The sequence below is a fragment of the Chromobacterium vaccinii genome, assembly GCF_000971335.1.
GTDB classification, from domain to species: domain Bacteria; phylum Pseudomonadota; class Gammaproteobacteria; order Burkholderiales; family Chromobacteriaceae; genus Chromobacterium; species Chromobacterium vaccinii.
Genome location: NZ_JZJL01000006.1, coordinates 27,857 through 52,932 on the forward strand (window position 1 = coordinate 27,857; position 25,076 = coordinate 52,932).

The following is a 25,076-nucleotide window of genomic DNA, read 5'->3' on the forward strand; positions in this document are numbered from 1 at the left end:
TGGATGAACGGGACTCAAATCATGAAGAAAAAAATAAATTTCGGATTATCGGCAACGGGGAAAGTGGCCGCGGCGCTGACCCTGGCGTTTTGCGTGGCGGAAGCCACGCTGGCAGCCGGCATCGTAGCCGGGGGCAACGGCGCGCAGCCTCAGGTGAGCAATGCCGCCAACGGCGCGGCGGTGGTCAATATCGTGGCGCCCAGCGCCGCGGGCCTGTCGCATAACCAGTACCAGGATTTCAACGTCGGCAAGCCGGGCGCGGTGTTCAACAACTCCGCCACTGGCGGCCAATCGCAGCTGGCCGGCCAATTGGGCGCCAACGCCTTGCTGGGCGGGCGCGAAGCCAGCGTGATCCTGAATGAAGTGATCAGCCGCAATCCGTCTCTGTTGCTGGGCAAGCAGGAAGTGTTCGGCAAGGCCGCCGACTATGTGCTGGCCAACCCCAACGGCATCACCTGCAGCGGCTGCGGTTTCATCAATACCCCGCGCGCGTCGCTGCTGGTAGGCAACGCCAATATCGAAAACGGCGCCATCGCCTCCTTGCAGGCGGCGATGAACGGCAACGCGCTCAGCGTCAACGGCGCCGGCCTGAGCGGCGTCAATGTTCTGGACCTGATCGCGCCGCGCATCGATGTCCGCGGCAATGTCGCCGCGCGCGACCGGATCAATGCCCGCGCCGGCTTCAACCTGGTGGATTACCAGGGCAGCGACGCAAGGATCATCCGCAGCGACAAGGCGCCTGAGGGCGTGGGCTCGCTGGACAGCGTGTTCCTGGGCGCGATGCAGGCCGGCCGCATCAACATCATCAGCACCGCCGACGGCGCGGGCGTGAACGTGGGCGGCAGCCTGAACGGCGCGCAGGAAGTATCGGTGGAGGCCAATCAGGGCAAACTGGCGCTGGAAGGCGCGCAGATCCACGCCAGCGAAGGCAAGGTGGCCCTGGCCGCGCGGCAGATCGACAGCCGCGGCCGAGTGGAGACTTCCACCGCTCAGGACAGCAGCCATGACGAGAGCTGGTTCATCTGGAAAACCGGCGAAACCAATACCGCCAGCAACAGCAGCGACACCCGCATCAAGCGCAGCGCCATCAGCGCGCGCGACGATGTGGCGCTCAGCGCCGGCGATGCCGTCACGCTGGCGGCCACCGACATCAGCGGCCGCAACGTGGCGGTCAGCGGCAAGGACGTGACGCTGGACAGCCAGTTGGCGGAAAGCACATCGAGCAGCAGCAATCACGCCTGGAAAAACTCCTGGGCGTACAACCGCGACCAGAACGAAACCACCCAGCGCCAGGAAGGCGTGCGCATCCGCGCAGACCAGGATGCCACGCTGACCGCGGCGGCATCGGCTGCTGACAATCAGGCGGCCGACGGCGCGCAGCCGCGCGGCCAGATCGCCATCCGCGGCGGCAGCGTCAGCGCCGGCCAGGACATCCGCCTGCAGGCCGACGGCGGCGTGAAGCTGAGCGGCGTGACGGAAACCGACACCCGCCGGGACCAGGGCAACCGCAAGAACGACGGCGCCAGCCTGGAGACCGGCTCCTGGGACAATGCTTCCAGCGAGCAGCGCCTGGCGCAAAGCCAGCTGCGCGCCGGCCGCGATCTGAGCGTCCGCGCCAGCGGCGACATCGACGCCAAGGCGGCCAAGCTGGCCGCCGGCCGCGACGCCGGCCTGAACGCGGGCGGCGCGCTCAGCCTGGGCGTGCAGCAGACCGTGAGCCTGAACAACCAGCGCAACGATCAGGTGTACTGGGGCGGCATCGGCGGCGGCGGCAATCGCGACAACGGCAAGAGCGACACCGTCAACACCGGCAGCGACCTGACCGCCGGCGGCAAGCTGACGCTGCAGGGCGACAGCGTGGCGATCTCCGGCAGCCGCGCGCGCGGCGAGCAAGACGCGGTGGCGATCAGCCGCAATGGTGACGTCAGCATCGACAGCGTGGTCAACCAGTCGCAAACCCGAACCGACCAGCGCAGCGGCACCGCTTTCAACATCACCAAGAGCAGCAGCAAGGGCAACGCCAGCCAGCAGCAGGCGGTCAACGCCGAGCTGAAGTCGGACACCAATCTGACCATCCAGTCCGCCAAGGACGTGGCGATCAGCGGCAGCCAGGTGCGCGCCGGCGGCGAATTGAACGTTTCCGCGAACGGCGACATCAAGGTGGCGGCGTCGCAGACCCGCGACACCGTGCAGAGCAAGGACACCGAGCTGGCGCTGCGCGGCGTCGGCGAGATCACCGGCGACAAGCAGTACCGCGGCGGCGTGCGCATCGAGCATACCAGCAGCAGCGTGGATCGCGACGCGACTCAGAACCAGGTGGCGACGCTGTCCGGCGACAAGGTGGCGCTCAATGCCCAAGGCGATCTGACGGTGACCGGTTCCAAGCTGAACGCCGGCGTCGGCGGCGCGGCTCTCAGCGGCCAGAACGTCAGCCTGAACGCGGCGCAGGACACGGTGAAGGAAAGCAAGAGCAGCAGCGTCACCGGCGGCGGCATCTATGTCGACGCCGGCCTGGACAAGACTGGTTTGGCGCTGGGTGTGGACCAGAAGAACAGCAGCAGCCGCTCCGAGAGCGGCACGGCCCAGGTCAGCGCCATCAGCTCCAAGGGCGGCGTCAGCATCGTCGCCGGCAATGGCGACGGCGACATCCGCAACCAGGGCACCCAGGTCAAGGCTGATGGCGACATCAAGCTGGCTGGCGGCCGCATCGACAACCAGGCTGCCAACAGCACCCAGAAAACCACCACCGACAGCAGCCATTGGGGCGTGGAGGTGGGCGTCAACGCCGATTACAGCGGCGTGACTCGTCCGCTGGTGGCGGCCGGCGAAAAAGTAGTCAAGGGCGATGTGGTCGGCGCGGCCGGCGCCGCCGGCAATCTGGGCGCGGCCAATCTGGGCGTGGACCTTGGCGTCAAGGCCGGCGTCGGCTCGGAAATCAGCCAGTCCAGCACCGCGCAGGCCAGCAGTCTGAACGGCGGCAACGTCAAGGTGGACGCCAAGGCGGGGCTGAGCGACCAGGGCACCCAGTACCAGGCGGGCAACACGGTGGAGATCAAGGCGGACAGCCACCAATTCACCGCCGCGGCCAATACCCAGAGCCAGAGCGGCAGCAAGACCGAGGCTGATGTCGGCGTGCGCGTCTACACCACTACCGGCGAGGACGTGAACGTCAAGGCGGCAGGCAGCGGCAGCACGGTGACCAGCGCTTCGTCCAGCTCCACCGCAGTGACTGGCGGCATCCGCGCCGGCAACGGCGTCAAGGTGGACGTGGACAACAACGCCGCCTACCAGGGCGTGGCCATCGCCGGCGGCAAGGGCGCGGCCAGCGTCAATGCGGGCGGCGACCTGAGCTTCAGCCAGGCCAGCAATACCAGCAGCAGCGAGCAGCGCACCGTGGGCGGCAAGGCCAATCTGGCCATCACCACCAGCCCGATCGAAGGCGGCGGCAAGAATGTCGGCGGCAGCGGCGCAGTGGCGGTGAACGTGGACAAGCAGCAAGCCAACTCCAGCGCCGCCGTGACCGGCGGCGTGGACGCCGATGCCGGCGTGGCGTTGACGGCCGGCGGCAAGCTGGCGCTCCAGGGCGACAAGATCGCCAGCCGCGGCGACGTGGCGCTGAAGGGCGACAAGGTGGAGTTCAAGGCCGCCGAATCCAGCGCCGACAAGTCCGGCAGCCAGTGGGGCTTCGACGTCAAGGCCGGCGGCAGCCAGAGCAACGGCCAGGAGAAGGCGAGCCAGGGCTTCAATGTGGGCGCCGGCGGCAATTACGCCAGCACCGACGAGTCCAGCCGCAGCCAGGCTGGCGGCAGCGTGGCCAGCGGCGGCAAAGCCAGCATCGAGGCCGGCAGCGGCGGCATCCGCCTGAGCGGCACCCAGGTGCAGGGCGACAGCGTCAAGCTGGACAGCCAGGGCGATGTCCGCCTGGAGTCGGCGCAGTCCAGCAGCCAGCGCAACAACTGGAGCGTGGCCGGCAATATCGGCGGCGGCAACAAGGCCAGCAGCGACAAGGAAAACGGCCAGATCAAGCCGGACAGCGCCAAGAACGTGCATGACGTGAGCGCGGGCTTGAGCGTCAAGGTGGATCAGCAGGACAAGCTGAGCAACGCCAATGCTTCCGTCACCGGCAAGCAGCAGGTGGAGCTGAACGCCGAAGGCAACGCCACTCTGGCCGGCGCCAACGTCAGCGGCAAGACCGTCGCTGGCCAAGTGGGCGGCAAGCTGGCGCTGGAAAGCCGTCAGGACCGCGACAACAGCGTCAAGGTGGATGTGGCGCTGGGCGTCAACAGCTCCAACGGCAAGGAGGCCAGCCTGGTCGATCAGGCCGCCGACAAGGCCGGCCCGCTGAAGGACAAAGTGAAGGAGAAGGGCGCCGAACTGGTCAACGCCGCGTCCGACAAGGTGAAGGAGAAGTATGACAGCCTGGCCTTCAACAAGGGTCTGAAGGAAGACACCACCAATGCGGTGAGCTTCAACGCCAATAGCGAAACCGTCACCCTGCCCGAGCAGCCGACCTCCGGCCCGGCCAAGTCCGGCACGCTGGACACCCTGGCGCGCAAAGGCGGCAACACGCTGAAGGACAAGCTGCTGAACGCCCAGGACAAGGGCACCGAGCTGAAGGCCGACGTGGACGTCAGCGTCAAGCGCGACAACTCGGTCGGCGCCGTAACCGGCATCGCCGGCGCCGACGGCGTGACGCTGCAAGTGGGCGGCAAGACCCAGCTGACCGGCGCGACCGTCTCGTCCGCCAACGGCAAGGTGGATCTGGGCGATTCCAAGGTGGAAACCGCCGACATCGCCACCGAACGCTACAACGGCGGCGGCGGGGTCAGGCTGAACAGCACGCCGTCAGGCATCCTGAAGCAGGCGGTCAGCGATGTGGCTTCCGGCAAGGCGCCGCTGATCCGCGCCGAGCATGAGAATGTGCCGACCGTGGTGCAAGGCGGCATCCAGAGCAAGTAAGACGCTTGATCCAAGCGAAAACCCCCGTCAGGAAACTGGCGGGGGTTTTGTTTTGGAGCGGCGGTTATTGCAGGGGAATGAACTCGGTCTCGCCCGGCACCATGGGAAAACGCTGGGCGATCCAGTCCGCGCGCGCCTGGGCCAGCCGCTCGCGGCGGCTGGATACGAAGTTCCAGTCCAGATAGCGCGGGTTTGCCGGCGGCGTGCCGCCCAGCAGCATCACCCGGCTGTCGCGCCGCGCGATCAGCTCGCCTCCCTGGCCGGTTCGCAGCAGGCCCAGCTGATTGGAGTCCAGCGCGGCGCCGTCCACGTCCAGCTCGCCGGCGGCGACATAGGCGGCCAGTTCTTCCACGCCTTCCGGCAGCGACAGCCTAGAGCCGGCCGGCATGACGGCGCTGGCGTAGAACACCGGCAGCGGATAGGCGACCGGCGCGTTGCGGCCCCAGCCTTCGCCCATCAACAGGTTCAGCTCCACGCCGTCCTGCCGCCAGCGGGGCAGGTCTTCGGCCGGGTAATGGGCGAAAGCCGGCTCGCACTCCTCCAGCTCGTCCGGCAGCGCCAGCCACAGCTGCATGCCTTCCACCGCGACGCCTTGCCGGCGGATGTCGGCCGGCACCCGCTCGGAGTGGGTGATGCCGCTGCCGGCGGTCATCAGATTGACTGCGCCGGACTCGATGCGCTGTACGGTGCCCAGGCTGTCGCGGTGCATCATCGCGCCGGAGAACAGGTAGGTGACGGTGGCCAGGCCGATGTGCGGATGTTGCCGCACATCGCCGGCGCTGCCTTCGGCGGAGAAATGGGCCGGACCCATGTGGTCGAGAAACACGAAGGGACCGACGCGGCGCGCCTGGCGAGTGGGCAGCAGCCGGCGCACCGGAAAACCGATGTCGCGGTCCTGGCTGGCTATGGTTTGCGTAAGCAGAGGCATGGCGGCTCCAGGCAATGAGTTGGATTTAGGGTCTGTTCAAGTTTCGCCTTTGTTCACGAGGCGTTGAACAGGCAATTAGAAGCGTCCGTCGCGAAAATCGCTGATGGCTTCTTCCACTTGTTCGCGCGTATTCATCACGAAGGGGCCCCACTGGGCGATGGGCTCGCCCAGGGGTTTGCCGGCGATCAGCAGCAGGCGGCTGTCGGCCGCGGCGCGGACGACGACGCCGTCGCTGCCGGCGCGGTTGTCCAGCACCGCCATCTGCCTGGCCTTGACGCCGCGCTGCCGCGCGCCGACGGCGATTTCTCCCTGGTAAACATAGAGGAAGGCATTGTGGCCGGCCGGGATTTCCAGCGTCTCTTCGCGGTCGGCGTCCAGATGCAGATCCAGGTAGAGCGGTTCGGTGGCTTCGCGCTGCATCGCGCCGGCCTGGCCTCGCCAGTTGCCGGCGATCAGGCGCGCCTCGCCTTGGGCTGGCGCAGAGGGGATCTCGGCGGCGGGGATGTCGCGATACCAAGGCTCGCACAGCTTGCGATCCGCCGGCAGGTTCAGCCACAGCTGGAAGCCGTGCATCAGGCCGTCTTCCTGCTCCGGCAGCTCGGAATGGACGATGCCGCGCCCTGCGGTCATCCATTGCACGCCGCCGGGTCCGAGCAGGCCCTCGTTGCCGGCGTTGTCGCGGTGGCGCATGCGGCCGGCCAGCATGTAGGTGACGGTTTCGAAGCCGCGGTGCGGGTGGCTGGGAAAGCCGGCGATGTAGTCGTCTGGATTGTCGGAGCGGAACTCGTCCAGCATCAGGAAGGGGTCCAGCCGCCGTTGCAAGTCGGCGGTAAGCACCCGCAGCAGGCGCACGCCGGCGCCATCCGATACCTCGCGGCCATTGATGATGTGTTCCACTTCGCGGCTGGTCTTGCTCATTTCTCTCTCCGGTCTGAATTCATGTCCTTTATTTTTACAGTGAAAAATCAGATAAAAAAGCGCAAAATTCAGCGTATATATATCTAAAAATTTGATCAATTATGAAAACGACGCTGGATCAATGGCAGGTGTTGCGGACCATCGTGGAGGAGGGCGGTTTCGTCCAGGCGGCGGAGAAGCTGCATCGCAGCCAGTCATCGGTCAGCTACGCGGTGGCCAGGCTGCAGGAGCAGCTGGATGTCGCCTTGTTGCGGCAGGACGGGCGACGGATGCGGCTGACCGGCGAGGGGGAGGTGCTTTTGCGCGAAGCCGCCGAGCTGCTACGCCACGCCGACAGGCTGGAGCGTCGCGCGGGAAGCCTGCGCCGGGGATGGGAGCCGGAGCTGAAGGTGGCGTTGGATAGTCTGTTGCCGTCCGAGGTGGTGCTAGCCGCCTGCGGCGATTTCGCCGGCCACTGCCGGGAGACGCAGCTGCAATTGCATGAGGTGGTGATGTCGGGCGCCGACGACGCCTTGTACCAGGGCGATGCAGCCTTGGCGGTGGCGGGGCGGGTGCCGCAGGGTTTTCTGGGCGACTGGCTGCTGGACGCGGAGTTCATCGCCTGCGCGGCGCCGGGCCATCGCTTGCATGCGCACGGCGGGGAGCTGGACGGCGAAAGGCTGCGCGGCGAGGTGCAGGTGGTGTTGCGCGATTCCGGCATTCGCCAGCCGCGGGACGAGGGTTGGCTGGGCGCGCATCAGCGCTGGACGGTGTCGCAGCCGGAAACCGGCATCGCGATGGTGGAGGCCGGCCTGGCCTTTGCCTGGCTGGCGCGCCACCGCATCCGGCGGCAGCTGGCCGAGGGCAGCCTGAAGCCGCTGCCGCTGAAGAGCGGAGCGGTGCGCAAGGCCTCGCTGTACCTGGTGCTGGCGGAGCCTGCGTCCGCCGGGCCCGCCTGCCTGTATCTGGCCGACGCGCTGAGAAGGGCCGCCGCCGATTGGCGGAGCGGCTGCGCTCAGTGATTCGCCTGCTGGCCCTTCAGATAGCTTTCCAGCGCATGGCCGGCGGACAGGATGTGGAAACGCAGGAATTCCGCCGCCTCGTCCGCCTTGCCCTGGCGGCATAGCTCCAGCAGCCGGGTGTGCTCTTCGTGAGCGCGCTCCATGGTGCGGGTGAACAGGATCTGCATCCGGGTGTAGCGGTCGGTCTTGTTGTGCAGCTGCTCGATCAGCGCCAGCGTGTTCGGGCGCTTGGCGGCACGGTACAGCGCCAGATGGAAGCGGGAGTTGATCTCGCCCCAGTGGCGCACGTCGTTGTTGTTGAGCGCCACTTCGAACTCGCGCAGCGTCTGCTGGGCGGCGTCGTGGTCGGCCGAGCTTTGACAGGGGACGGCCGCCTTCAGCAGCGAGCACTCCAGCATCGCCCGCACTTCCAGCAATTCCAGGATGTCTTCCAGCGACAGCTTGGAAACCAGCGCGCCCTTGTGATCGATGATCTGGATCAGCCCCTCGGCCTCCAGCTGCCGCAGCGCTTCCCGCACCGGCACCCGGCTGACGCCGTATTCATTGGACAGCGCCTCTTGGCGCAGTTGTTGGCCGTCGGCGAACTCGCCGGACAGGATGCGTCGGCGCAGGGATTCGGTGACGGCACTGGTAAGCGTCTGGCGCTTGATCGGCTGCAGGGTGGTCATGGTGGATGGGCTTATCTGTCAGTCAATCGGATACATGCAAATGTATTCGATTATACGGAGCTTCACTGTACTGGCAAGCGGCAAATCTGAACATTTTTGTCGCAATTCTATAATTGCGGAGGCGGGAAAAGATAAAGCCCGACGCGTGGTCGGGCTTTGCTGTTTCTGGGGTGGATGATGGGACTCGAACCCACGACAACCGGAATCACAATCCGGGACTCTACCAACTGAGCTACATCCACCGCTGATGACGCGATGGTCGAAACCTTGGGGTGGATGATGGGACTCGAACCCACGACAACCGGAATCACAATCCGGGACTCTACCAACTGAGCTACATCCACCGTCGAAACAGTTCGACTGCGGCCATGCCGCAATCTTGCAAATTGTGGGGTGGATAATGGGACTCGAACCCACGACAACCGGAATCACAATCCGGGACTCTACCAACTGAGCTATATCCACCACTGTTTGTTGCCGCCGCTTAAGCGGCTGGCGCGCCCGACAGGAATCGAACCTGTAACCCCCAGCTTAGAAGGCTGGTGCTCTATCCGGTTGAGCTACGGGCGCTCTATCGGGCATTGTGTCTGGTCGGGGCGGCGGGATTCGAACTCGCGACCCCCTGATCCCAAATCAGGTGCGCTACCAGGCTGCGCTACGCCCCGAACAGAGACCGCAACTATACGGACGGGGCATGGGGCTGTCAACGGCTTTGTGCAAATATTTTCGGGGCTTTCCGGGGTGTTTTCGCCGCGCCGGAATAGGATGTTTGTTTTTTCTTTATTTATCTTGATCTTAAGAAAAATAATCCGCCGAGCGGCCTTACTGCACTGCGCAATTAATGCGAGAATAGCGGCCGTTATTCATTGCACCAATATGGGAATCAGGCATGTCGGCACAATTGATCGATGGCAAGGCGGTAGCGGAAAAACTGCTGGAGAAGGTGCGCGCGGGCGTGGAAGAGCGCCTGGGGCAGGGCAAGCGGGCGCCGGCGCTGGCGGTGATCCTGGTCGGAGACAATCCGGCCTCCGCGGTTTACGTGGGCAGCAAGAAAAAAGCCTGCGAAAAGGCGGGCATCCGCTCCGTCGCTTACGATTTGCCGGCCTCCACCAGCCAGAAGGAATTGCTGGAAATCATCGATGGCTTGAACGCGGACGCCGGCGTGGACGGCATCCTGGTGCAATTGCCGCTGCCGGCGCAGATCGATCCGCAGGCAGTGATCGAGCGCATCGATCCGAAAAAGGATGTGGACGGCTTTCACCCGTATAATGTAGGCCGCCTGGCGATCAAGATGCCGCTGCTGCGGCCGTGCACGCCGCGCGGCGTGATGACGCTGCTGGAAGAGTACGGCATCGATCCCAAGGGCAAGAAGGCGGTGATCGTCGGCGCGTCCAATATCGTCGGCCGCCCGCAGGCGCTGGAAATGCTGCTGGCGCGCGCCACCGTCACCGTCTGCCACAGCGCGACGCAGAATCTGGCGGAGGAAGTGGCCGGAGCGGACATCCTGGTGGCCGGCGTCGGCATTCCCAACTTCGTCAAGGGCGAGTGGATCAAGCCGGGCGCGGTGGTGATCGACGTGGGCATCAACCGGCTGGACACCGGCAAGCTCTGCGGCGACGTGGAATTCGACGTCGCGCGCGAGCGGGCCGGCTTCATCACCCCGGTGCCGGGCGGCGTGGGGCCGATGACGGTGGCGACGCTGTTGCAGAATACGCTGGACTCCGCCAATCTGAACGCCTGAGCCGAACGCCGCCGCAGCTGCGGCCGCAAGCCAGTTCGCCACAGCCGCCGCCGCGCCGGGCTGTGGCGATTTTGTTTTCCGCGGCGGCGGCTTGACCGCGTCATGCCGCGCGCGAATTTGCAGACAGCCGTCCGCGGCTGTTTTAGTATCATGTAAAACTAATTTACGGATTTGCTTCATGAGTCACGACAAGCACTCGGCGACGCTGTTGATCAGCGCGCCGGACAAGAAGGGCCTGGTAGCGGCCATCGCCAATTTCCTGATGACCTACAACGCCAACATCATGCATGCGGACCAGCATCAGGACACCAGCGAAAACCTGTTCCTGATGCGGGTGCAGTGGGATCTGGACGGCTTCACGCTGCCGATGGACAGCTTCGCCGCCGCGTTCCAGCCCATCGCCGACGAGCACGGCATGAACTGGAAGGTGTCGCTGTCCGCGCGCAAGCCGCGGATGGCCATCTTCGTATCCCAGTACGAGCATTGCCTGGTGGACCTGATGCACCGCTGGCGCATCGGCGAGCTGGATTGCGACATCCCGCTGGTGATCTCCAACCACGAAACCTGCCGCCGCCTGGTGGAGTTCAACGGCATTCCTTTCCATGTGATCAAGGTCACCAAGGACAACAAGGCCGAGGCCGAGGCCGAGCAGTTCCGCCTGCTGGAAGAAGCGGGCGTCGATTTCATCGTGCTGGCCCGTTACATGCAGATCCTGTCCAGCGGCTTTGTCGAGCGCTATCCGGACCGCGTGATCAACATCCACCACAGCTTCCTGCCGGCCTTCGACGGCGCCAAGCCCTATCACCGCGCATTCGCGCGCGGCGTGAAGCTGATCGGCGCCACCAGCCACTATGTGACCGAAGATCTGGACGAGGGTCCGATCATCGAGCAGGAGGTCACCCGCATCTCGCACCGCGACACGGTGGAGGATCTGGTGGAGAAGGGCCGCGACCTGGAAAAAGTGGTGCTGTCCCGCGCCGTGCGCTGGCATCTGGACAACCGCGTGCTGTCGTACAGCAACAAGACCGTGGTTTTCGACTGAGGATGCCATGCGCCTGTTGATCGACGATGTGCTTGATTTGCTGCGCCTGCGGGTCAAGCCGCTGGCCGCCTACCAGTACGCCTGGTGGCAGCCGGCGCTGCTGCTGACGCTGATGGGCGCGGTTTCCAGCGGCGATACCGCCGAGCTGGGCGGCAATATCGCCGGCCGCATCGGTTTCATGGTGCTGTTCACCTGGTTGCAGACCCTGCTGTTCGCCCGTTTCATGGGCGTCTGGCTGCGCTGGGGCAAGGGCGAAGTCAGCGGCTCGCTGTTCGGCCTGGTGGTGGTGGCCAGCGGCCTGCAATTCGTGGAGCCGCTGACCAGCTGGCTGCCGGGAGACGCCGCCAAGGTGATAGACATCCTGCTGTCGCTGCTTGGCCTGGTGGTGCTGGTCAACGCGCTGTCCAAGGTAGCGCAGGTGTCCGTGATGCGCACCTTGGCCGGCGTGGTGCTGTTCGCGCCCTTGTCGCTGCTGCTGTTGGCGGCCACGCTGTCGTTCGCCAAGACCGCAGGCTGGGTGGAGCTGCCTCAGGAGATGGTGGAGATGATGCAGCAGCAGGGCGCCGCCAGCGATGCCGCGTCGGCGGTGAAAAAATAAGCCGCATGGCGGGCAAGAAAAAAGGACACGCGCACGCGTGTCCTTTTTGTTTTGAGGATTGAATCCCTCAGTCTACTTTGGCGATGTAGCGGGCCAGGCCCAGCAGCGCGCGCAGCGCTTCTCCTTTGGCGGTTTCCTCGTTGCGCAGCCTGGCGTAGCGGCGCAGGATGGCCCGTCCTTCGACGAACAAATCCATATCGGTATCCGGCGACGACACCAGCGCGATGCGCTCGATCTCGTTCTGCGGCTTGGGTTGTCCCTGGGCGATGCACAGGTAGACCTTGTGGGCGTTGAACGGGGTGATGTGGTCGAACAGGTACAGCATGGAGTTGATGCGCAGGCCGGTCTCCTCGCGGATTTCGCGAATCAGCGCCTGGGAGCGCAGTTCGCCGCGATTGGCCTTGCCGCCGGGGAGGTTGTAGCGGCCGCCGCGGCTGGCGGTGACCAGCACGCCGTCCGGCATCTCGATGATGGCTGTGGCGCGCCTGGCCAGGTCGCTGGGCAGGCGTTCGTTCTTACGGTCTTCCAATACGTTCATTCTTCCAAAATATCATTATTTGATGAGGTCTGACGCCTCGAGCCAGCATTCCAAACACAGATAGCGCCCTTTGGCGGCGCCATCTGTATTTCAATAAGTAGAATTACTGGTCACATGCCATTTTATATCAAGGCATGGCCAAGTCCAGCGCATTTATACGAGTTTGACCAGTAAACCGACAAGGCCGACCAGCAGGCAGTAAAAGCCGAAGGGACGCAGCGACTCGATTTCGGTTTTCTTGAAGTAACGCATCAGAAACCAGGTGCTGGCATAGGCGCACAGTCCCGAAACGGCGCCGCAGGCCAGCAGCAGCCCCCATTGCGGGGCGCCGCTGCCGTGGTGCGCCAGCTTGGGAATTTCCAGCACGCCCGCCGCGGTGATGATGGGCGTGGCCAGCAGGAAGGAAAAGCGGGCGGAGGAGGCGTAGTCCAGGCCGTGGGCCAGTCCGGCCACCAGCGTGGCGCCGGAGCGGGAGAAGCCCGGCAGCAGCGCCAGCGCCTGGCCGGCGCCTATCTTGATCGCGCCGGCGAAGCTCAGCTCGGATAGCTCGTGCGAGGCGGTTTTCTTTTTCAGACGGTCGCCCCACAGCAGCATCAGGCCGTTCAGCGCCAGGAAAACCAGCACCGCGGTGGCGCTGGTGAACAGCGCGCGCAATTGTTTTTCCAGCAGCAGGCCCAGCAGGCCGGCGGGTATGGTGCCGGCGATCACCAGCCACATCAGGCGCGCGTGCGGATTGCTGGCGCGGCCGCCGGCTTTGAGCCAGCCGCCGATCAGGTCTGTCCAGTCGCGGCGAAAGTAGATCAGCAGCGCGGCGGCGGTGCCCAGGTGCAGCATCACCATGAAGGGCAGGAAGTCGGGATGGGTGCGGTTGATCGACCAGTGCAGCCAGTCAGGTATCAGCACGCCGTGGCCCAGGCTGCTGACGGGAAATAATTCGCTGATGCCCTGTATCACGGCAAACAGCAAGGCTTCGGTCGCGTTCATGGCTCCCCCTTGGATAGGACGCGGAAGAAACGGGCGGCGGATCCGCCGCGCCCGTTTTGGAAGAATGACCGCTTCTTAACGCGCAAGCCAGCTGTCCGGTTTACCGGATCGTTCAGTGCGGGCGGCGCGGCTCTTCCCGCTCCAGCTCCTGCTCTTCCTGCTCCAGCTGGCGGCGGATGGCGGCGAAGAAATCATGGATGCCGTGCACGGAGGGGGAGAGCGACGCCAGCAGCTCGGCCCGGGTCTCGGCGTCGATGGCGTCGACGAAGGGGCGCATTTCCGGGTCCGGATGGCGTTCGAAGCCCAGGATCATGATCGGCTCGAGCAGCGGCGCGTTGTCGGGGGAGTCGAACAGCAGGCCCCAGTCGTCGTTCAGCAGCTCCATGCCGGCGGCGAAGCCTTCTGCCCAGTCGTTGCCGGTGGTCTGGCCGGCCGCGTCGGCATCCAGCCATGGCTGAAACTCGCCCTGCTTCAGCGCTTCGGCGATGTCCTGCCAATGTCCGCGCAACAGCGCCACGAACTGCTCCAGCGCTTTTTCGCTGGGAAAGGCCGACTCGTCGTCGAAAGCGTCGCCCAAGATCAGCGGCAGGCAGTCCGCCGGGCGCACGGCCTCGGGGCCGGCGAGCAGCGCGGCGAAGAAGCCGTCCAGTCGCTCCAGGTTCATGCAGCCGTGGCCGGCGAAGCGGGCGAGGGTGGCGGACAGGCGTTGATAATCTTGTTCGCTGAGCGGCTTGTGCGACATGGCGGATTCTTCTGGTTAGGTCAGGCGGCCATTATGGGGCAGGGCGGGGCAAAACAAAACCGCCCGCGCAGGGGCGGGCGGCTTGGCGGGGCGGTCGGGGCTTAGTAGGAAGCCAGCACCAGGCCGGCGATCAGCGCCGACAGGATGCTCACCAGCGATGAGCCGTAGACCAGCTTCAGGCCGAAGCGGGACACCATGTTGCCGCGCTCTTCGTCCAGGCCCTTCACCGCGCCGGCGATGATGCCGATCGAGCTGAAGTTGGCGAAGGACACCAGGAAGATGGACAGCACGCCGCGGGTGTAGCTGGACAGGTGCGCCGCCTGGTTCTTCAGTTCCAGCATGGCGACGAACTCGTTGGTCACCAGCTTGGTGGCCATGATGCTGCTGGCGGTCAGCGCTTCGTGGCTAGGCACGCCCATCAGCCAGGCGAACGGCCAGAACACGTAGCCCAGGATGGTCTGGAAGTTGATGCCGAAGATGGCGGTGAAGATGAAGTTCACGCAGGCGATCAGCGCGATGAAGCCGACCAGCATGGCGGCCACGATCACGGCGATCTTGAAGCCGGTCAGGATGTACTCGCCCAGCATCTCGAAGAAGGACACGCGGTGCGCGTCGCTGCTGATCAGCTCGTCCTCGCCCAGCGCGCTGTCGTAGGGGTTGATCAGCGACAGCACGACGAAGGTGCTGAACAGGTTCAGCACCAGCGCGGTCACCACGAATCGCGGCTCGATCATCTGCATGTAGGAGCCGACGATGGACATCGACACGGTGGACATCGCGGTGGCGGCCAGCGTGTACATGCGCTTCTCGTCGAAGGTGTGGATGATGTTCTTGTAGGCGATGAAGTTTTCGGACTGGCCGACCATCATCGAGCTGATGGCGTTGAACGACTCGATCTTGCCCATGCCGCTGATCTTGGACAGCACGAAGCCGATCGCGCGGATCACCACCGGCAGCACGCGGATGTGCTGCAGGATGCCGATCAGCACCGAGATGAACACGATGGGCATCAGCACGTTGAGGAAGAAGCTGAATTCATCCTTGTTCTGAATGCCGCCGAAGGCGAACTTGGTGCCTTCGCCGGCGAAGTCCATCAGCTTGGTGAAGACGCCGGAAATGCTGCCGACGATGGCGAGGCCATAGGTAGTGTTGAGCAGGAAGAACGCCAGGGCGATCTCGATGACCAGCAACTGGATCACGGAGCGGATCTTGATGTTCTTGCGGTCGCGGGCAACCAGCTGGGTGAGGGCCAGTACCACGATCAGGCCGATGATGAATTGGACGATATGCATGATGAAGTCGCTTTGTGGGTTCCCCCTGCCTAGGCAGGTATCGAGCATGGTTCCGGTCCCGCCTGATGCCGCGGGCCGTATGCCGGTTTTTATAAAATGCGGCCAGCGCCGCGCCGGGCGGCATGCGCTTGGGGCGGATGCCATCGGCGTGAGCACAATGCGCTGAAGCAGAGAATAATACTTGTCTTTAGATCAAACAATCTGTCTTTAGGTAAAGAGAAGCGGCCCGCCCCGGCGCATGCCTGGGGCGGGCCGCTTTTCATGTCTATTGACCCGATTGGGCTTCCTCCGCCTCGCGGCGGGCTTGCTCGGCGAAGTAATGCGCGCGGCGCGCTTCCTTGGCGGCGGCCTTCTCCGTCAGCTCGGCGGCTTTCTTTTCCTTCTCCGCGTTTTCCTCCGCCAGGCGCGCCGCCTTGGCGGCCTCGCGTTCGGCGGCTTCTATCGCCTCGATTTCCTCGACTTCCTTGCGCGTCTTGCACGGGCTGGTCTTTTCGAACCAGGCCACGGACTCGACGTGCGCGGTGTGCGGGAACATGTTGATGATGCCGGCCGCCTTCAGCGTGTAACCCTTGGTGTTGACCAGGATGCCGGCGTCGCGCGCCAGCGTGGCCGGGTTACAGGACACGTAGACGATGCGCTTGGGCGCGGTGTCCTCGGTGATGGCCTTCAGCAGCTGCACCGCGCCGTCGCGGGGCGGATCCACCAGCATCTTGTCGAAATGGCCCAGCGCCGCGAACGACTCCTCGGTCACCTCGAACAGGTTGGCCATCTCGTAGCTCACCTTGTCCTGCAACTGGTTGTGCGTGGCGTTCTCCACCGCGCGCTTCACCAGCGGCTGGCTGCCTTCCATGCCGTGCACGATCGCGCCGGAACGGGCGATGGGCAGGGTGAAGTTGCCGATGCCGCAGAACATGTCGGCGATGCGCTCGCCCGGCTGCGGGTCCAGAAACTTCAGCGCGCGGGCCACCATCACCGCGTTGATCTGCGGGTTCACCTGGGTGAACTCGGTGGGGTAATAGGGCATCTCCACCGCGAACTCCGGCATGCTGTAGGTCAGCTTGGGCGCGTCCAGCGGGTAGATCGGGTAGCAGGTTTCCGGGCCCTTGGGCTGCAGCCAGATCTGCAGCGGGCGCTCGGCGGTGCCGTGGGTGTCGGAAAACGCCTTGAGGATGGCGAAGTCGGCGTCGGTGATGGCGTCCATATTGCGGAACACCAGGATGTCCAGCTTGTCGCCGACGGCCACTTCCACCTGCGGCATGCGCTGGCTGATGGACAGCGTGGCGATCATCGCGCGCAGCGGCATGATCAGATCGGAGATGTGCTTGGGCAGAATGTGGCACTCGCGCATCTCGGCGATGTAGCTGGAGCTTTTCTCATGGAAGCCCACCAGCACGCCGCCCTTCTTGGCCACCATGCGGGCGGACATGCGGGCGCGGTGGCGGTAGTGCCAGGCCGGACCGGCGATGGGGGTGAGCACGCGTTCCGCCTTGACCTTGCCGATGCGCTTGAGATTGTCTTCCAGCACGCGCTGCTTGATCGCCACCTGGGCGGTGAATTCCACGTGTTGCATCGAACAGCCGCCGCAGACGCCGAAGTGCGGGCAGCGCGGCTCGGCGCGCATAAAGCTTTCCTTCAGCACCGCGGAGGTGTTGGCGTTTTCGTAGCTGGGCTTTTTGCGGTAGCTGCTGTAGACAACTTTTTCGTACGGCAGCGCGCCATCGATGAAGATGGTCTTGCCGTCAACGTGGGCGACCCCCCGGCCTTCGTGGTCCAGCGATTCGACCAGGGCAATAGTCTGTGCGTGCGTCATCGTCTTGCTTGCAAAATCAAACGGTAAAACGCGGATTTTCTCAAAAACCGGCGATTCTTGCTGGTTTTTTTACGATCCCGGAATTAGCCGCCTTTCTGTTAGAATCAGGACTGTGAATCATGGTTACAGAAGGTGCGGTATGTTGAAGCGGTTGTCGGTGCTGGCGCTGGGATGGTGGCTGGCTGTTCCCGTACAAGCGGCGGTGATGCCCGCGCCGGATGTCGCGGTCAATCCCATAGGCCGCCACCTGGTGCTGAATCTGCCGCAGGCGCGGCTATTCCTGTATCAGGACGGCAAACTGGCGCGGATCTTCCCGGTGGCGGTGGGCAAGATGCTGACCCAGACCCCGACCGGCAGCTTCGACATCACCGGCATCTACCGCGCGCCGAGCTGGCACGTGCCCAAGTCCATCCAGGAAGAGATGCGGCGCAACGGCAAGGAGGTGCAGACCGTCGTGCCGCCGGGTCCCAACAATCCGCTGGGCCCGGTCTTCGTGCGCTTCGGCGAGAACAGCCTGGGCCTGGGCTTCCATGGCACCAACGCGCCGGGCTCGGTGCCGGGCTTCCGCAGCCACGGCTGTGTCCGGCTGCGCAACAACGACGCGTTGGAACTGGCCGGCACCGTCAGCCGCGGCGACGCGGTCACCGTCGCCTACCAGACCATCATCTTGAGCGAGGACGAGGCCGGCCAGCTGTGGCTGACCGTCTACCGCAACCACTACCGGCAGAGCGATCCCTCGCTGCCGTACTTGGCGGATACGCTGCTGGCCTGGCAGCGCCAGCACCAGCAGGCCTTGTTCGGCCAGCGGGTGGACAATGCGTTGAAGCAGCGCGACGGCAAGCCGGTTTGCCTGAGCTGCAAGAGCGCCAAAACCGACATCAACGGCAATCTGAGCGCCTTGCCCTGGTTGTCGAAGATGAACCCGCCGGTTCCGCCCGCGCCCGCCGCGCCGGCGGCCAGCCAGCCGCAGAACGAGCGCCAGCCGGGACCGCCGTCGGCCAGGGCCGGCCAGCGGGTCCGGCCTGTGGCCAAGGCGGGCTGAGTCCGCTAGTTTGAGTCAATGAATCCGGGCCGCGATCGCGGCCCGGATGCGTTTGGCGGCGCGCTTACTGCGCCGCGGCCTTCAGCGCCTGGCCGATATCGGCCAGGATGTCGTCGATGTGCTCGATGCCGATCGACAGCCGCACCAGTTCCGGCCGCACGCCGGCCTGCAATTGTTCTTCCGGCGACAGCTGGCGGTGGGTGGTGGTGGCGGGGTGGCAGGCCAGCGATTTGGCGTCGCCGATATTCACCAGCCGGGTCACCAGCTGCAGCGCGTCGATGAAGCGGCCGCCGGCCGCCGCGCCGCCCTTGATACCGAAGGAAAGGATGCCGGAGGCGCGGCCGCCCAGGTAGCGGTCGGCCAGCGGCTTGCTGGGGTGGTCCGGCAGGCCGGCGTACTCCACCCACTCCACCGCCGCGCTTTCTTTCAGGAAACTCGCCGCTTTCAATGCGTTGTCGCAGATGCGGTCCATCCGCAGCGCCAGCGTTTCTATGCCCTGCAGGATCAGGAAGGCGTTGAACGGCGACAGCGCCGCGCCCATATTGCGCAGCGGCACCACCCGGGCGCGGGCGATGTAGGCGGCCTCGCCCAGCGCTTCCACGTAGTTGACGCCGTGGTAACTGACGTCCGGCTCGTTCAGCCGCTTGAAGCGCGCCTTGTGTTGCCCCCACGGGAATTTGCCGGAATCGACGATGGCGCCGCCTATGCTGTTGCCGTGGCCGCCCAGGTATTTGGTCAGGCTGTGGACCACGATGTCGGCGCCGTGCTCGAACGGCCGGCACAGATAGGGCGAGGGCACGGTGTTGTCGACGATCAGCGGCAGGCCGTGTCGATGGGCCTCGGCGGCGAAGGCGGCGAAGTCCACCACATTGCCCAGCGGATTGCCTATCGATTCGCAGAACACGGCCTTGGTGCGCTCGTCCACCAGCGCGGCGATCGCGGCCGGGTCCTTGTAATCGACGAAACGGACTTCGATGCCCAGCTGCGGGAAGGTGTGGGCGAACAGGTTGTAGGTGCCGCCGTACAGGGTGCGGGTGGCGATGATGTTGTCGCCGGATTCGGCGATGGTCTGGATCGAATAGCTGACCGCAGCCATGCCGGACGCCACCGCCAGCGCGCCTATGCCGCCCTCCAGCGCCGCTATCCGCTTTTCCAGCACGTCGGTGGTGGGGTTCATGATGCGGGTGTAGATATTGCCCTGCACCTTGAGGTCGAACAGGTCGGCGCCGTGCTGGGTGCTATCGAAGGCGTAGCTGGTGGTCTGGTACAGCGGCACCGCCACCGCCTTGGTGGTCGGGTCGGGACTATAGCCGGCATGGACGGCGAGGGTTTCCAGTTTCATCGTGGGCTCCGGTTGAGTGGACGGGTGGCTGCAGGCGCTTGTCATGATCGCTTACCTTAATGCCGCCGCGCGCTTGCCACAAGGAGATATCGATGATGGCGGATATAACTTTTGAATCTATTTAATCCATTGTCGATTAGTCTTGTTCTGTCTAGTTCCACCCAGGATGGCTGCGCCGCAGTTCCGCCCAGATTTTCAAGACGTGGGCAGCGTATGGCTGGGCCTTGCTCGGGGTGGGGCTGTGATAGGCGCCGATGCCGGCTTCCCAGCTGCGGGTGCGCCTCACTTCGGAGGAGAGCAGCCAGGCTGCGACCTGGACATTGACGCAGGGATCGTACAGCCGGGCGCGGTCGATGTCGTAGCGCGCCAGCTTGGGCAGCCAGTTGTCGTTGATCTGCCAGTAGCTGATGTCGCTGCTGCCGTTGCGGTTGCGGCCGGTGATGTAGGGATTGCTGAACTGGACGCCGGATTCCTTTACTTTCAGCGCCATCAGCAGCAGGTAGGGCACGCTGAAGCGGCGCGAGGCGTCCAGCGCGCAATTGGCGGTGCGTTGGATGTTGAAGTGTTCGGGGGGGGCGTCGGCCAGGGCGGACTGCGCGAGCAGCGCCGCGACCAGCGGCGGCAGCCAGCAGAGTCGAAGCCGGCGAGGCGGTGATTGCGTTTTTGACATTGATTTCATTGCGTTGCGCCCATGGTTGGCCCAGGCATTGCCCAATCTCCTGTTTTCATCGGTAACGCCCGTGCGGGGCGCTTAGGCGGCCTGGCTGACTCGCTTGAGCGGCCCCAGGGCATCGCGCACTTTGCGTTCGCCGCTGCCGTCGTCGGTGAAAGGTCCGAGCTGGATCTGGAATTTGCGGCCGATGGTTTTGATCTGGCAGTCGAATCCCTTGCGCTTGTAGTCATCCGCGATCCGCGCGGCAAGGCGGCGGCTGGAAAAAATGCCCCCATCCATCGAGTACTTCTGGGTCTGCGGCTTGCTGGCGCCTTGGGGGTCGATAATCAGCCTGGTGTAGTCCAGCAAGATGCTTTTGGCTCGCTCGTCGACAACCAGCGCATAGGGAAATTGCTCGCCGATCGAGCGCAAAACTGTCATTGCCGGCTGAGACGCGCTTCTGACGCGAACGACGGCGTTGGCGTCGGGGGCGCCGCGTTGTTCGAAGCGCCAGCCCACCGTATCGGCAATGTCTTGAAGAATGCCGCTGGGCGGGCCGCTGTAGTCGGCGGAGTAGAGCCGATTCAAGTTGTCGTCCGGCTTGCGGGACAGGCGGCTTTTACTCATCTGCGCGCTGTTGCCGTCGCTTGCGTCGGCTGTCGTCCGGCTCGTTGTCGGCGGGATGAGGAAGGCGCCTTCCAGTGCCTTATCCAGCATGTTCAGCTCGGCGCTGTTTCCCGGCGACCTGGCGACGGGCAGCGCGCAGCCTGTCATGGCTAGGGCGGTGGCGATGGCCATCAATGTCTTGGTAGTGTTCATGTCTTGGTTTTTATTTAGTTGAATACTAACTATATCAAACAAAAAATTACTATGCTATAGTGCTGCGGATATTTTCCTGCCGAGGCTTTGCCGGTGCCCCTGCTGGGCGGAGGGCGGCGTTTGTGCTTGGCTTGTCTGATAAATGGTTTGATATGATATGTATTAAAGTAAATTTATAGGCGGCGTTATGAAGTGGAACGTGGTGATGGCTGCATCCGGCCTGGCGCTGATTGCGAATGCGCAGGCGGGTTTTCTCTACCTGGGCGATGACTCGGGAAAGATCGAGAAGAAACTGAATAGCCTCAATGGCGGCAGTGGGACGTTCGCGGAAGCGCTGGCGAACGATCCTGTTCCGGCGGCGCGGGCAGCGGAACCTGAAGCCGGCCGCGGCACGCTCAGGCTGATCCCGGGGAAGGGGCGGGTTTCCGCCGCCTTGCGCGATTTCGCCAAGGCGAATGGCTGGGTGCTGGCCTGGGAGCTGGAGCGCGACTTCCCAATCGACTACCCCGCAACCTTCAGCGGAACCTTTCTCGAGGTGATGGAGCAGGTGGCCAAGTCGTTGCAGAACACCGACTCGCCGGTGCGCATCAAGATTTATGAGGCCAACAAGGTCATTCGGGTGATTCACGCGACACGATGAGGAAGCTTGCGATGAAAAAAATTGCGATCGCGGTTGGCGGGCTTTGTCTGCTTGCCGGTTGCGGCACGCCAGGGCTGTTGCGCAGCACCGATGACAGGGTCGCGGACACGCAAAATGCGCTGCGCAATGCAGAGGCCAAACTGGCGTACCCGTCGTCGGCGCTGGTGGAAAGGGATGGCGGTGCATGGTTCGCCCAGCGGTCGGTGGTGCTGGACGAGGCGGATGCGCTGCCGACGCGGTTCGATCAGGCGGCGAGCTTTTCTTCCGGCAGGGCGCTGCCCTTGTCGTTGGTGACGGAGCAGATCGCCAGGGAACAAGGCATTACGATACGGCTGGCCAGGGATATCTTCAGCGTGTCCCCGGCTAAGGCGGCAGCCGGCGGCCAGCCATCGCCCAATCCGGCGGCGCAGCCCGCTTCGGCGCCGTTGCCGTACGGCATGGGCGCGGGCGCCTATCCCTTGGCCGGGCCGGCGGCCGCGATATCGATAACGGAGGGGGAGCCGCGCGCCCAGATCAATTACGCCGGCACCCTGCATGGGCTATTGGACGCGGTGGCGAACAGGACCGGCACCAATTGGAGCTACCGCAATGGCGCGGTGGAGTTCTCGCGCCTGATCACCCGGACGTTCCAGATCAAGACCATGCCGGGCGCCTCCAGCTATTCGGCGAAAGTGGGCAAAAGCTCGCAAAGCACTACAGGTGGGTCTTCAAGCGGCGCCAGCGGCAGCTCCGCTTTGAGTTTCGGCTCCGACTCCTCGGTCAGCATGAGTTCCGAGATGAGGTACTGGGACAAGCTGAGCGACACGGTCAACAGCATGCTGTCGCCTTTGGGCAAGGCCATGCCTTCGGAGATGACCAGTTCCATCACCGTCACCGATTCGGCCGACGTGGTCGAGCGCGTGCGCCGTTACGTGGACAGCGAGAACGCGGTGCTGGGGCGCCAGGTCAGCTTGTCGGTTCAGGTGTTCTCCGTGCATTTGACGGAGAAATCCTCTGCCGGCATCGACTGGAACTTAGTTTACCGGGCGGCGCAAAGCGGCTGGGGCAGCACCTTCAAGATGGCGGGAGAACCTGAGGCGAATGGCGGGGTGTTCGGCGTCACGATGAATTCAGGCCAATTCAACGGCTCGCGGATTCTGCTGCAAGCGCTCAGCCAGCAGGGTCGGGTCAGCACCGTGGTGAACACCAATGTGGTCACCTTGAATAATCAGCCGGCGCCGGTGGCGGTGACCAGCAATCAGGGATACCTGGCCCGGATCACCTCCACGCCGGGGGTGAGCGGTTCGGCGCCCAGCGTTGGCTTGGAGCCAGGCTTGGTTACGACCGGTTTCGTGATGAACCTGCTGCCCACTTTGCTGGACAACAGCAGCGTGATGCTGCAGATCCAGATCGACTTGTCCCAGCTGCAGAAACTGGACAAGGTCTCATCTGGCGACAACTCGATTCAGACGCCGATCACCACCTCGGTGCAAACCATGCAGCGGGCTTCGCTGAAATCGGGGCAGACCCTGATCCTGAGCGGTTTCCGCCAGGCTCAGAATAAAACCAACCGCAATGGCGTCATCGCCTACCAGGGCGGCACCAAGTCCGCTTCGCAAGACGATGAGGAAACCATCGTCGTGATTTCCCCCCAGCTGACCGAGGGGGTGTGATATGGCCAGAGTGCTGCTCGGCAATCTGGTGGTGGGAATGCAGTGGGAGGCTTTGCTTGGCCTGAGCAAGGAATCCGACGAGGTACGGGAGCTTGCCGCCAGAAGAGGGGCCAGGCAGTACTTGGTGCTGCGCAATCTTCTCGGATCCCAGGTGGTTGGCCTGGCTTCCTTGCCTGGCCGGAGGCGGAAGTCCGAGTTCTTCGCCCTGGCCGGCTTGCTGCGGGAAAGCTCTGACGACCAGAACATCCTGTTTCTGCACAGCGATCCGGATGACGCGGACAGGGTGATCCTGATCGGCATCCATGACGGCAAGCCGGTTGAGGACCGGCTGGTCGCCAGAGAGGATGCGACGGAGGCCGCGCGGCAGTTCATTCAGGAAGTGGGAACCGGCGTCACGATTCTTGGCGATATCGCCGATGGCCAACTGGAGACGACCCGACAGCTCAGGCTAGAGGAGGTCGCCGGCTCGCTGACCCGGGAGGCGATGGCCGCCTACCGCCTGCGTCCCTTGCCCCCCAGCCGGATGGTTGTGGCCGCGCTGCTGGCGGTGGCGCTTGCCTGCGTGGGCGGCGGCGTGAAGTGGTGGATGCACGGACGAGAGCAAGAGCTGCAGACCAAGCTTGCCGCCATCGCAACTACACGGCCGGACCAGGGGGCGGAGTATCGCGCGCAGACGCAGGCGGCGTTGCAGTCCCCATCGCTGAGCCGTGGCACGGGGTATGCCCGAACCATGCAGGCTGCCATTTTGCAGCTGCCGAGGGAAACCGGCGGCTGGAAGATGGCGCGACTGTCATGCAAGGCCGCGGCCTGCGAAGCGCTCTGGCAGCGCGGCGAAGGCGGGAGTTTCGCCACCTTGTTGGCGCAGCGGCCGCGCATCCAGTTTCAGGGAATGAACGCGGCGTTGGAAAACGTGGCGTTCACTGCCGTCGCCGACAAAGTGACGCCGGTTCCGATCACGCAGTTTTATCTCAAGACCGGCGTGAGGATGCAGGCGCTGGAAGATTACGGCAAGTCCGGCAAAGCCGGGGATAAGGCATTGCAGGTGACGCTGGACAAGACCGAGCCCCTGGTGCCGCTTCCCGCAGGGCTCACAGAGAAGGAAAAGGCTGCGCCCCAAGTGGCCAAGGGCGCTTGGACGATGCAGGGCCATCTCGCATTTCTGGATTCCGTGGCGGGACTGATGGAGCGTTCCGGGAATATGGCCATCGATGAGATAGCGGTGACGCTGAGCGACGAGAGCCCGCAATTCTCGGCAAAAGGTACGTTTTATGTTCAATAAATTGCTTGCATTGCTGTTGGTTCTGCCGCCATTCGCTGCGGCCGAGACGATCGATACATTCGCCAAAAGTTCTCTCGCGCGCATGGCGGCGCCGGCCGCGGCGATGCCGTCGGCGGGAACGATGCCACCGTTGCCGATGCCCGGCGCGGCGGTCCCTGCCGCGTCATTGCCGGGCCGGAGCGGCGCCGCGCAAACCTTCGATGTGATGTTCATCCAGGGCAATGGCGCGGTGCGCAAGGCCTATCTGCTGGTGGACGGCAAATACGGCAAGATGGTCAGGGAAGGAGACAAGCTGCTGACCTGGAAAGTGCTGGCGGTGGGAGACGACTATGTCGATGTCGCCCGCGGCGGAAGACGGACACGGTTGCTGATGGATGCCGGGACCGCGACATCCGAGCGGCGGTAAGCGCGCGGAAGCGGGGGAGGTTC

Annotated in this window: 21 protein-coding genes and 5 tRNA genes; 10 read left to right on the forward strand and 16 right to left on the reverse strand. The window is 64.3% G+C overall.

Translation table 11 applies throughout. The features are described 5' to 3' along the window. The first annotated feature begins 21 nt into the window (after positions 1 to 21). Positions 22 to 4,959 carry a hemagglutinin repeat-containing protein gene (locus tag VL52_RS04350; RefSeq protein WP_160298911.1) on the forward strand — a complete coding sequence of 1,646 codons (4,938 nt, stop codon included), beginning with the start codon at positions 22 to 24 and terminating at the stop codon, positions 4,957 to 4,959. A gap of 64 nt (positions 4,960 to 5,023) precedes the next feature. Here VL52_RS04350 and VL52_RS04355 read toward each other — a convergent pair whose 3' ends face one another. Both VL52_RS04355 and VL52_RS04360 read right to left on the reverse strand, forming a co-directional pair. After that, on the reverse strand, positions 5,024 to 5,887 hold the full coding sequence (locus tag VL52_RS04355) for a pirin family protein (protein ID WP_046155896.1): 864 nt from the start codon (positions 5,885 to 5,887) through the stop codon (positions 5,024 to 5,026). A 75-nt stretch (positions 5,888 to 5,962) separates the two neighbouring features. Next, positions 5,963 to 6,805: a pirin family protein gene (locus VL52_RS04360; protein ID WP_046155897.1), complete on the reverse strand. Its 843-nt coding sequence runs from the start codon at positions 6,803 to 6,805 to the stop codon at positions 5,963 to 5,965. Between the two features lie 101 nt (positions 6,806 to 6,906). Here VL52_RS04360 and VL52_RS04365 point away from each other — a divergent pair, with 101 nt between their 5' ends. Continuing rightward, complete coding sequence (locus VL52_RS04365; protein WP_046155898.1) at positions 6,907 to 7,806, forward strand: LysR family transcriptional regulator; 900 nt, start codon at positions 6,907 to 6,909, stop codon at positions 7,804 to 7,806. Here the strand turns inward: VL52_RS04365 and VL52_RS04370 are convergent. The 6 genes from VL52_RS04370 to VL52_RS04395 form a co-directional block, all read right to left on the reverse strand. Beyond that, the gene (locus VL52_RS04370; protein WP_046155899.1) at positions 7,800 to 8,474 is read right to left on the reverse strand and encodes a GntR family transcriptional regulator; all 675 of its coding nucleotides are present in this window, start codon (positions 8,472 to 8,474) and stop codon (positions 7,800 to 7,802) included. The genes VL52_RS04365 and VL52_RS04370 overlap by 7 nt on opposite strands. 166 nt (positions 8,475 to 8,640) lie before the next feature. Continuing rightward, positions 8,641 to 8,716 (reverse strand) — tRNA-His (locus tag VL52_RS04375). A 26-nt stretch (positions 8,717 to 8,742) separates the two neighbouring features. Then, positions 8,743 to 8,818 (reverse strand) — tRNA-His (locus VL52_RS04380). Positions 8,819 to 8,863: 45 nt separating this feature from the next. Next, positions 8,864 to 8,939 (reverse strand) — tRNA-His (locus VL52_RS04385). Positions 8,940 to 8,967: 28 nt separating this feature from the next. Then, positions 8,968 to 9,044: transfer RNA gene (locus VL52_RS04390), tRNA-Arg, on the reverse strand. Between the two features lie 18 nt (positions 9,045 to 9,062). Beyond that, positions 9,063 to 9,139: transfer RNA gene (locus VL52_RS04395), tRNA-Pro, on the reverse strand. 224 nt (positions 9,140 to 9,363) lie between these two features. Here VL52_RS04395 and folD point away from each other — a divergent pair. The 3 genes from folD (at position 9,364) to VL52_RS04410 (ending at position 11,855) form a co-directional block, all read left to right on the forward strand. Next, the gene (gene folD, locus VL52_RS04400) at positions 9,364 to 10,215 is read left to right on the forward strand and encodes a bifunctional methylenetetrahydrofolate dehydrogenase/methenyltetrahydrofolate cyclohydrolase FolD (RefSeq protein ID WP_046155900.1); all 852 of its coding nucleotides are present in this window, start codon (positions 9,364 to 9,366) and stop codon (positions 10,213 to 10,215) included. A gap of 178 nt (positions 10,216 to 10,393) precedes the next feature. Continuing rightward, the gene (gene purU / locus VL52_RS04405) at positions 10,394 to 11,257 is read left to right on the forward strand and encodes a formyltetrahydrofolate deformylase (RefSeq protein ID WP_021475696.1); all 864 of its coding nucleotides are present in this window, start codon (positions 10,394 to 10,396) and stop codon (positions 11,255 to 11,257) included. A 7-nt stretch (positions 11,258 to 11,264) separates the two neighbouring features. Further along, positions 11,265 to 11,855 carry a hypothetical protein gene (locus VL52_RS04410; protein WP_046155901.1) on the forward strand — a complete coding sequence of 197 codons (591 nt, stop codon included), beginning with the start codon at positions 11,265 to 11,267 and terminating at the stop codon, positions 11,853 to 11,855. Between the two features lie 67 nt (positions 11,856 to 11,922). Here VL52_RS04410 and VL52_RS04415 read toward each other — a convergent pair whose 3' ends face one another. The 5 genes from VL52_RS04415 to rlmD form a co-directional block, all read right to left on the reverse strand. Next, positions 11,923 to 12,393, reverse strand: coding sequence for an NUDIX hydrolase (locus VL52_RS04415; RefSeq protein WP_011135479.1), 471 nt, complete (start codon positions 12,391 to 12,393; stop codon positions 11,923 to 11,925). 153 nt (positions 12,394 to 12,546) lie between these two features. Further along, a complete protein-coding gene (locus VL52_RS04420; protein ID WP_046155902.1) occupies positions 12,547 to 13,377 on the reverse strand; it encodes an undecaprenyl-diphosphate phosphatase in 831 nt (276 codons plus the stop codon). A 112-nt stretch (positions 13,378 to 13,489) separates the two neighbouring features. After that, complete coding sequence (locus VL52_RS04425; protein WP_046155903.1) at positions 13,490 to 14,119, reverse strand: YecA/YgfB family protein; 630 nt, start codon at positions 14,117 to 14,119, stop codon at positions 13,490 to 13,492. A 101-nt stretch (positions 14,120 to 14,220) separates the two neighbouring features. Further along, entirely contained in the window at positions 14,221 to 15,411 is a 1,191-nt protein-coding gene (locus tag VL52_RS04430; RefSeq protein WP_021475700.1) for a NupC/NupG family nucleoside CNT transporter, read from the reverse strand. A gap of 265 nt (positions 15,412 to 15,676) precedes the next feature. Further along, positions 15,677 to 17,221: a 23S rRNA (uracil(1939)-C(5))-methyltransferase RlmD gene (gene rlmD, locus VL52_RS04435; protein WP_046155904.1), complete on the reverse strand. Its 1,545-nt coding sequence runs from the start codon at positions 17,219 to 17,221 to the stop codon at positions 15,677 to 15,679. Between the two features lie 139 nt (positions 17,222 to 17,360). Between rlmD and VL52_RS04440 the strand changes: the two genes are divergently transcribed. Then, on the forward strand, positions 17,361 to 18,263 hold the full coding sequence (locus VL52_RS04440; RefSeq protein ID WP_046155905.1) for a L,D-transpeptidase: 903 nt from the start codon (positions 17,361 to 17,363) through the stop codon (positions 18,261 to 18,263). A gap of 64 nt (positions 18,264 to 18,327) precedes the next feature. Here the strand turns inward: VL52_RS04440 and VL52_RS04445 are convergent, their stop codons facing one another. The 3 genes from VL52_RS04445 to VL52_RS04455 form a co-directional block, all read right to left on the reverse strand. Then, on the reverse strand, positions 18,328 to 19,605 hold the full coding sequence (locus tag VL52_RS04445; RefSeq protein ID WP_046155906.1) for an O-acetylhomoserine aminocarboxypropyltransferase/cysteine synthase family protein: 1,278 nt from the start codon (positions 19,603 to 19,605) through the stop codon (positions 18,328 to 18,330). A 151-nt stretch (positions 19,606 to 19,756) separates the two neighbouring features. Continuing rightward, positions 19,757 to 20,275, reverse strand: a complete 519-nt coding sequence (locus VL52_RS04450; protein WP_052729126.1) for a lytic transglycosylase domain-containing protein — start codon at positions 20,273 to 20,275, stop codon at positions 19,757 to 19,759. A gap of 81 nt (positions 20,276 to 20,356) precedes the next feature. Then, positions 20,357 to 21,076, reverse strand: a complete 720-nt coding sequence (locus VL52_RS04455) for a DotD/TraH family lipoprotein (protein WP_046155907.1) — start codon at positions 21,074 to 21,076, stop codon at positions 20,357 to 20,359. Positions 21,077 to 21,263: 187 nt separating this feature from the next. Here VL52_RS04455 and VL52_RS23100 point away from each other — a divergent pair, with 187 nt between their 5' ends. The 4 genes from VL52_RS23100 to VL52_RS04475 are packed head-to-tail and all read left to right on the forward strand — an operon-like array spanning position 21,264 to position 25,053. Next, on the forward strand, positions 21,264 to 21,716 hold the full coding sequence (locus VL52_RS23100; protein WP_052729129.1) for a toxin co-regulated pilus biosynthesis Q family protein: 453 nt from the start codon (positions 21,264 to 21,266) through the stop codon (positions 21,714 to 21,716). 11 nt (positions 21,717 to 21,727) lie between these two features. Then, a complete protein-coding gene (gene pilN / locus VL52_RS04465) occupies positions 21,728 to 23,368 on the forward strand; it encodes a PilN family type IVB pilus formation outer membrane protein (RefSeq protein ID WP_046155908.1) in 1,641 nt (546 codons plus the stop codon). Position 23,369: 1 nt separating this feature from the next. After that, positions 23,370 to 24,647, forward strand: a complete 1,278-nt coding sequence (pilO2, locus tag VL52_RS04470) for a type 4b pilus protein PilO2 (RefSeq protein ID WP_046155909.1) — start codon at positions 23,370 to 23,372, stop codon at positions 24,645 to 24,647. Then, complete coding sequence (locus tag VL52_RS04475; protein WP_144410152.1) at positions 24,637 to 25,053, forward strand: hypothetical protein; 417 nt, start codon at positions 24,637 to 24,639, stop codon at positions 25,051 to 25,053. The genes pilO2 and VL52_RS04475 overlap by 11 nt, the downstream gene beginning before the upstream one ends. The last annotated feature ends 23 nt before the right edge of the window (positions 25,054 to 25,076 follow it).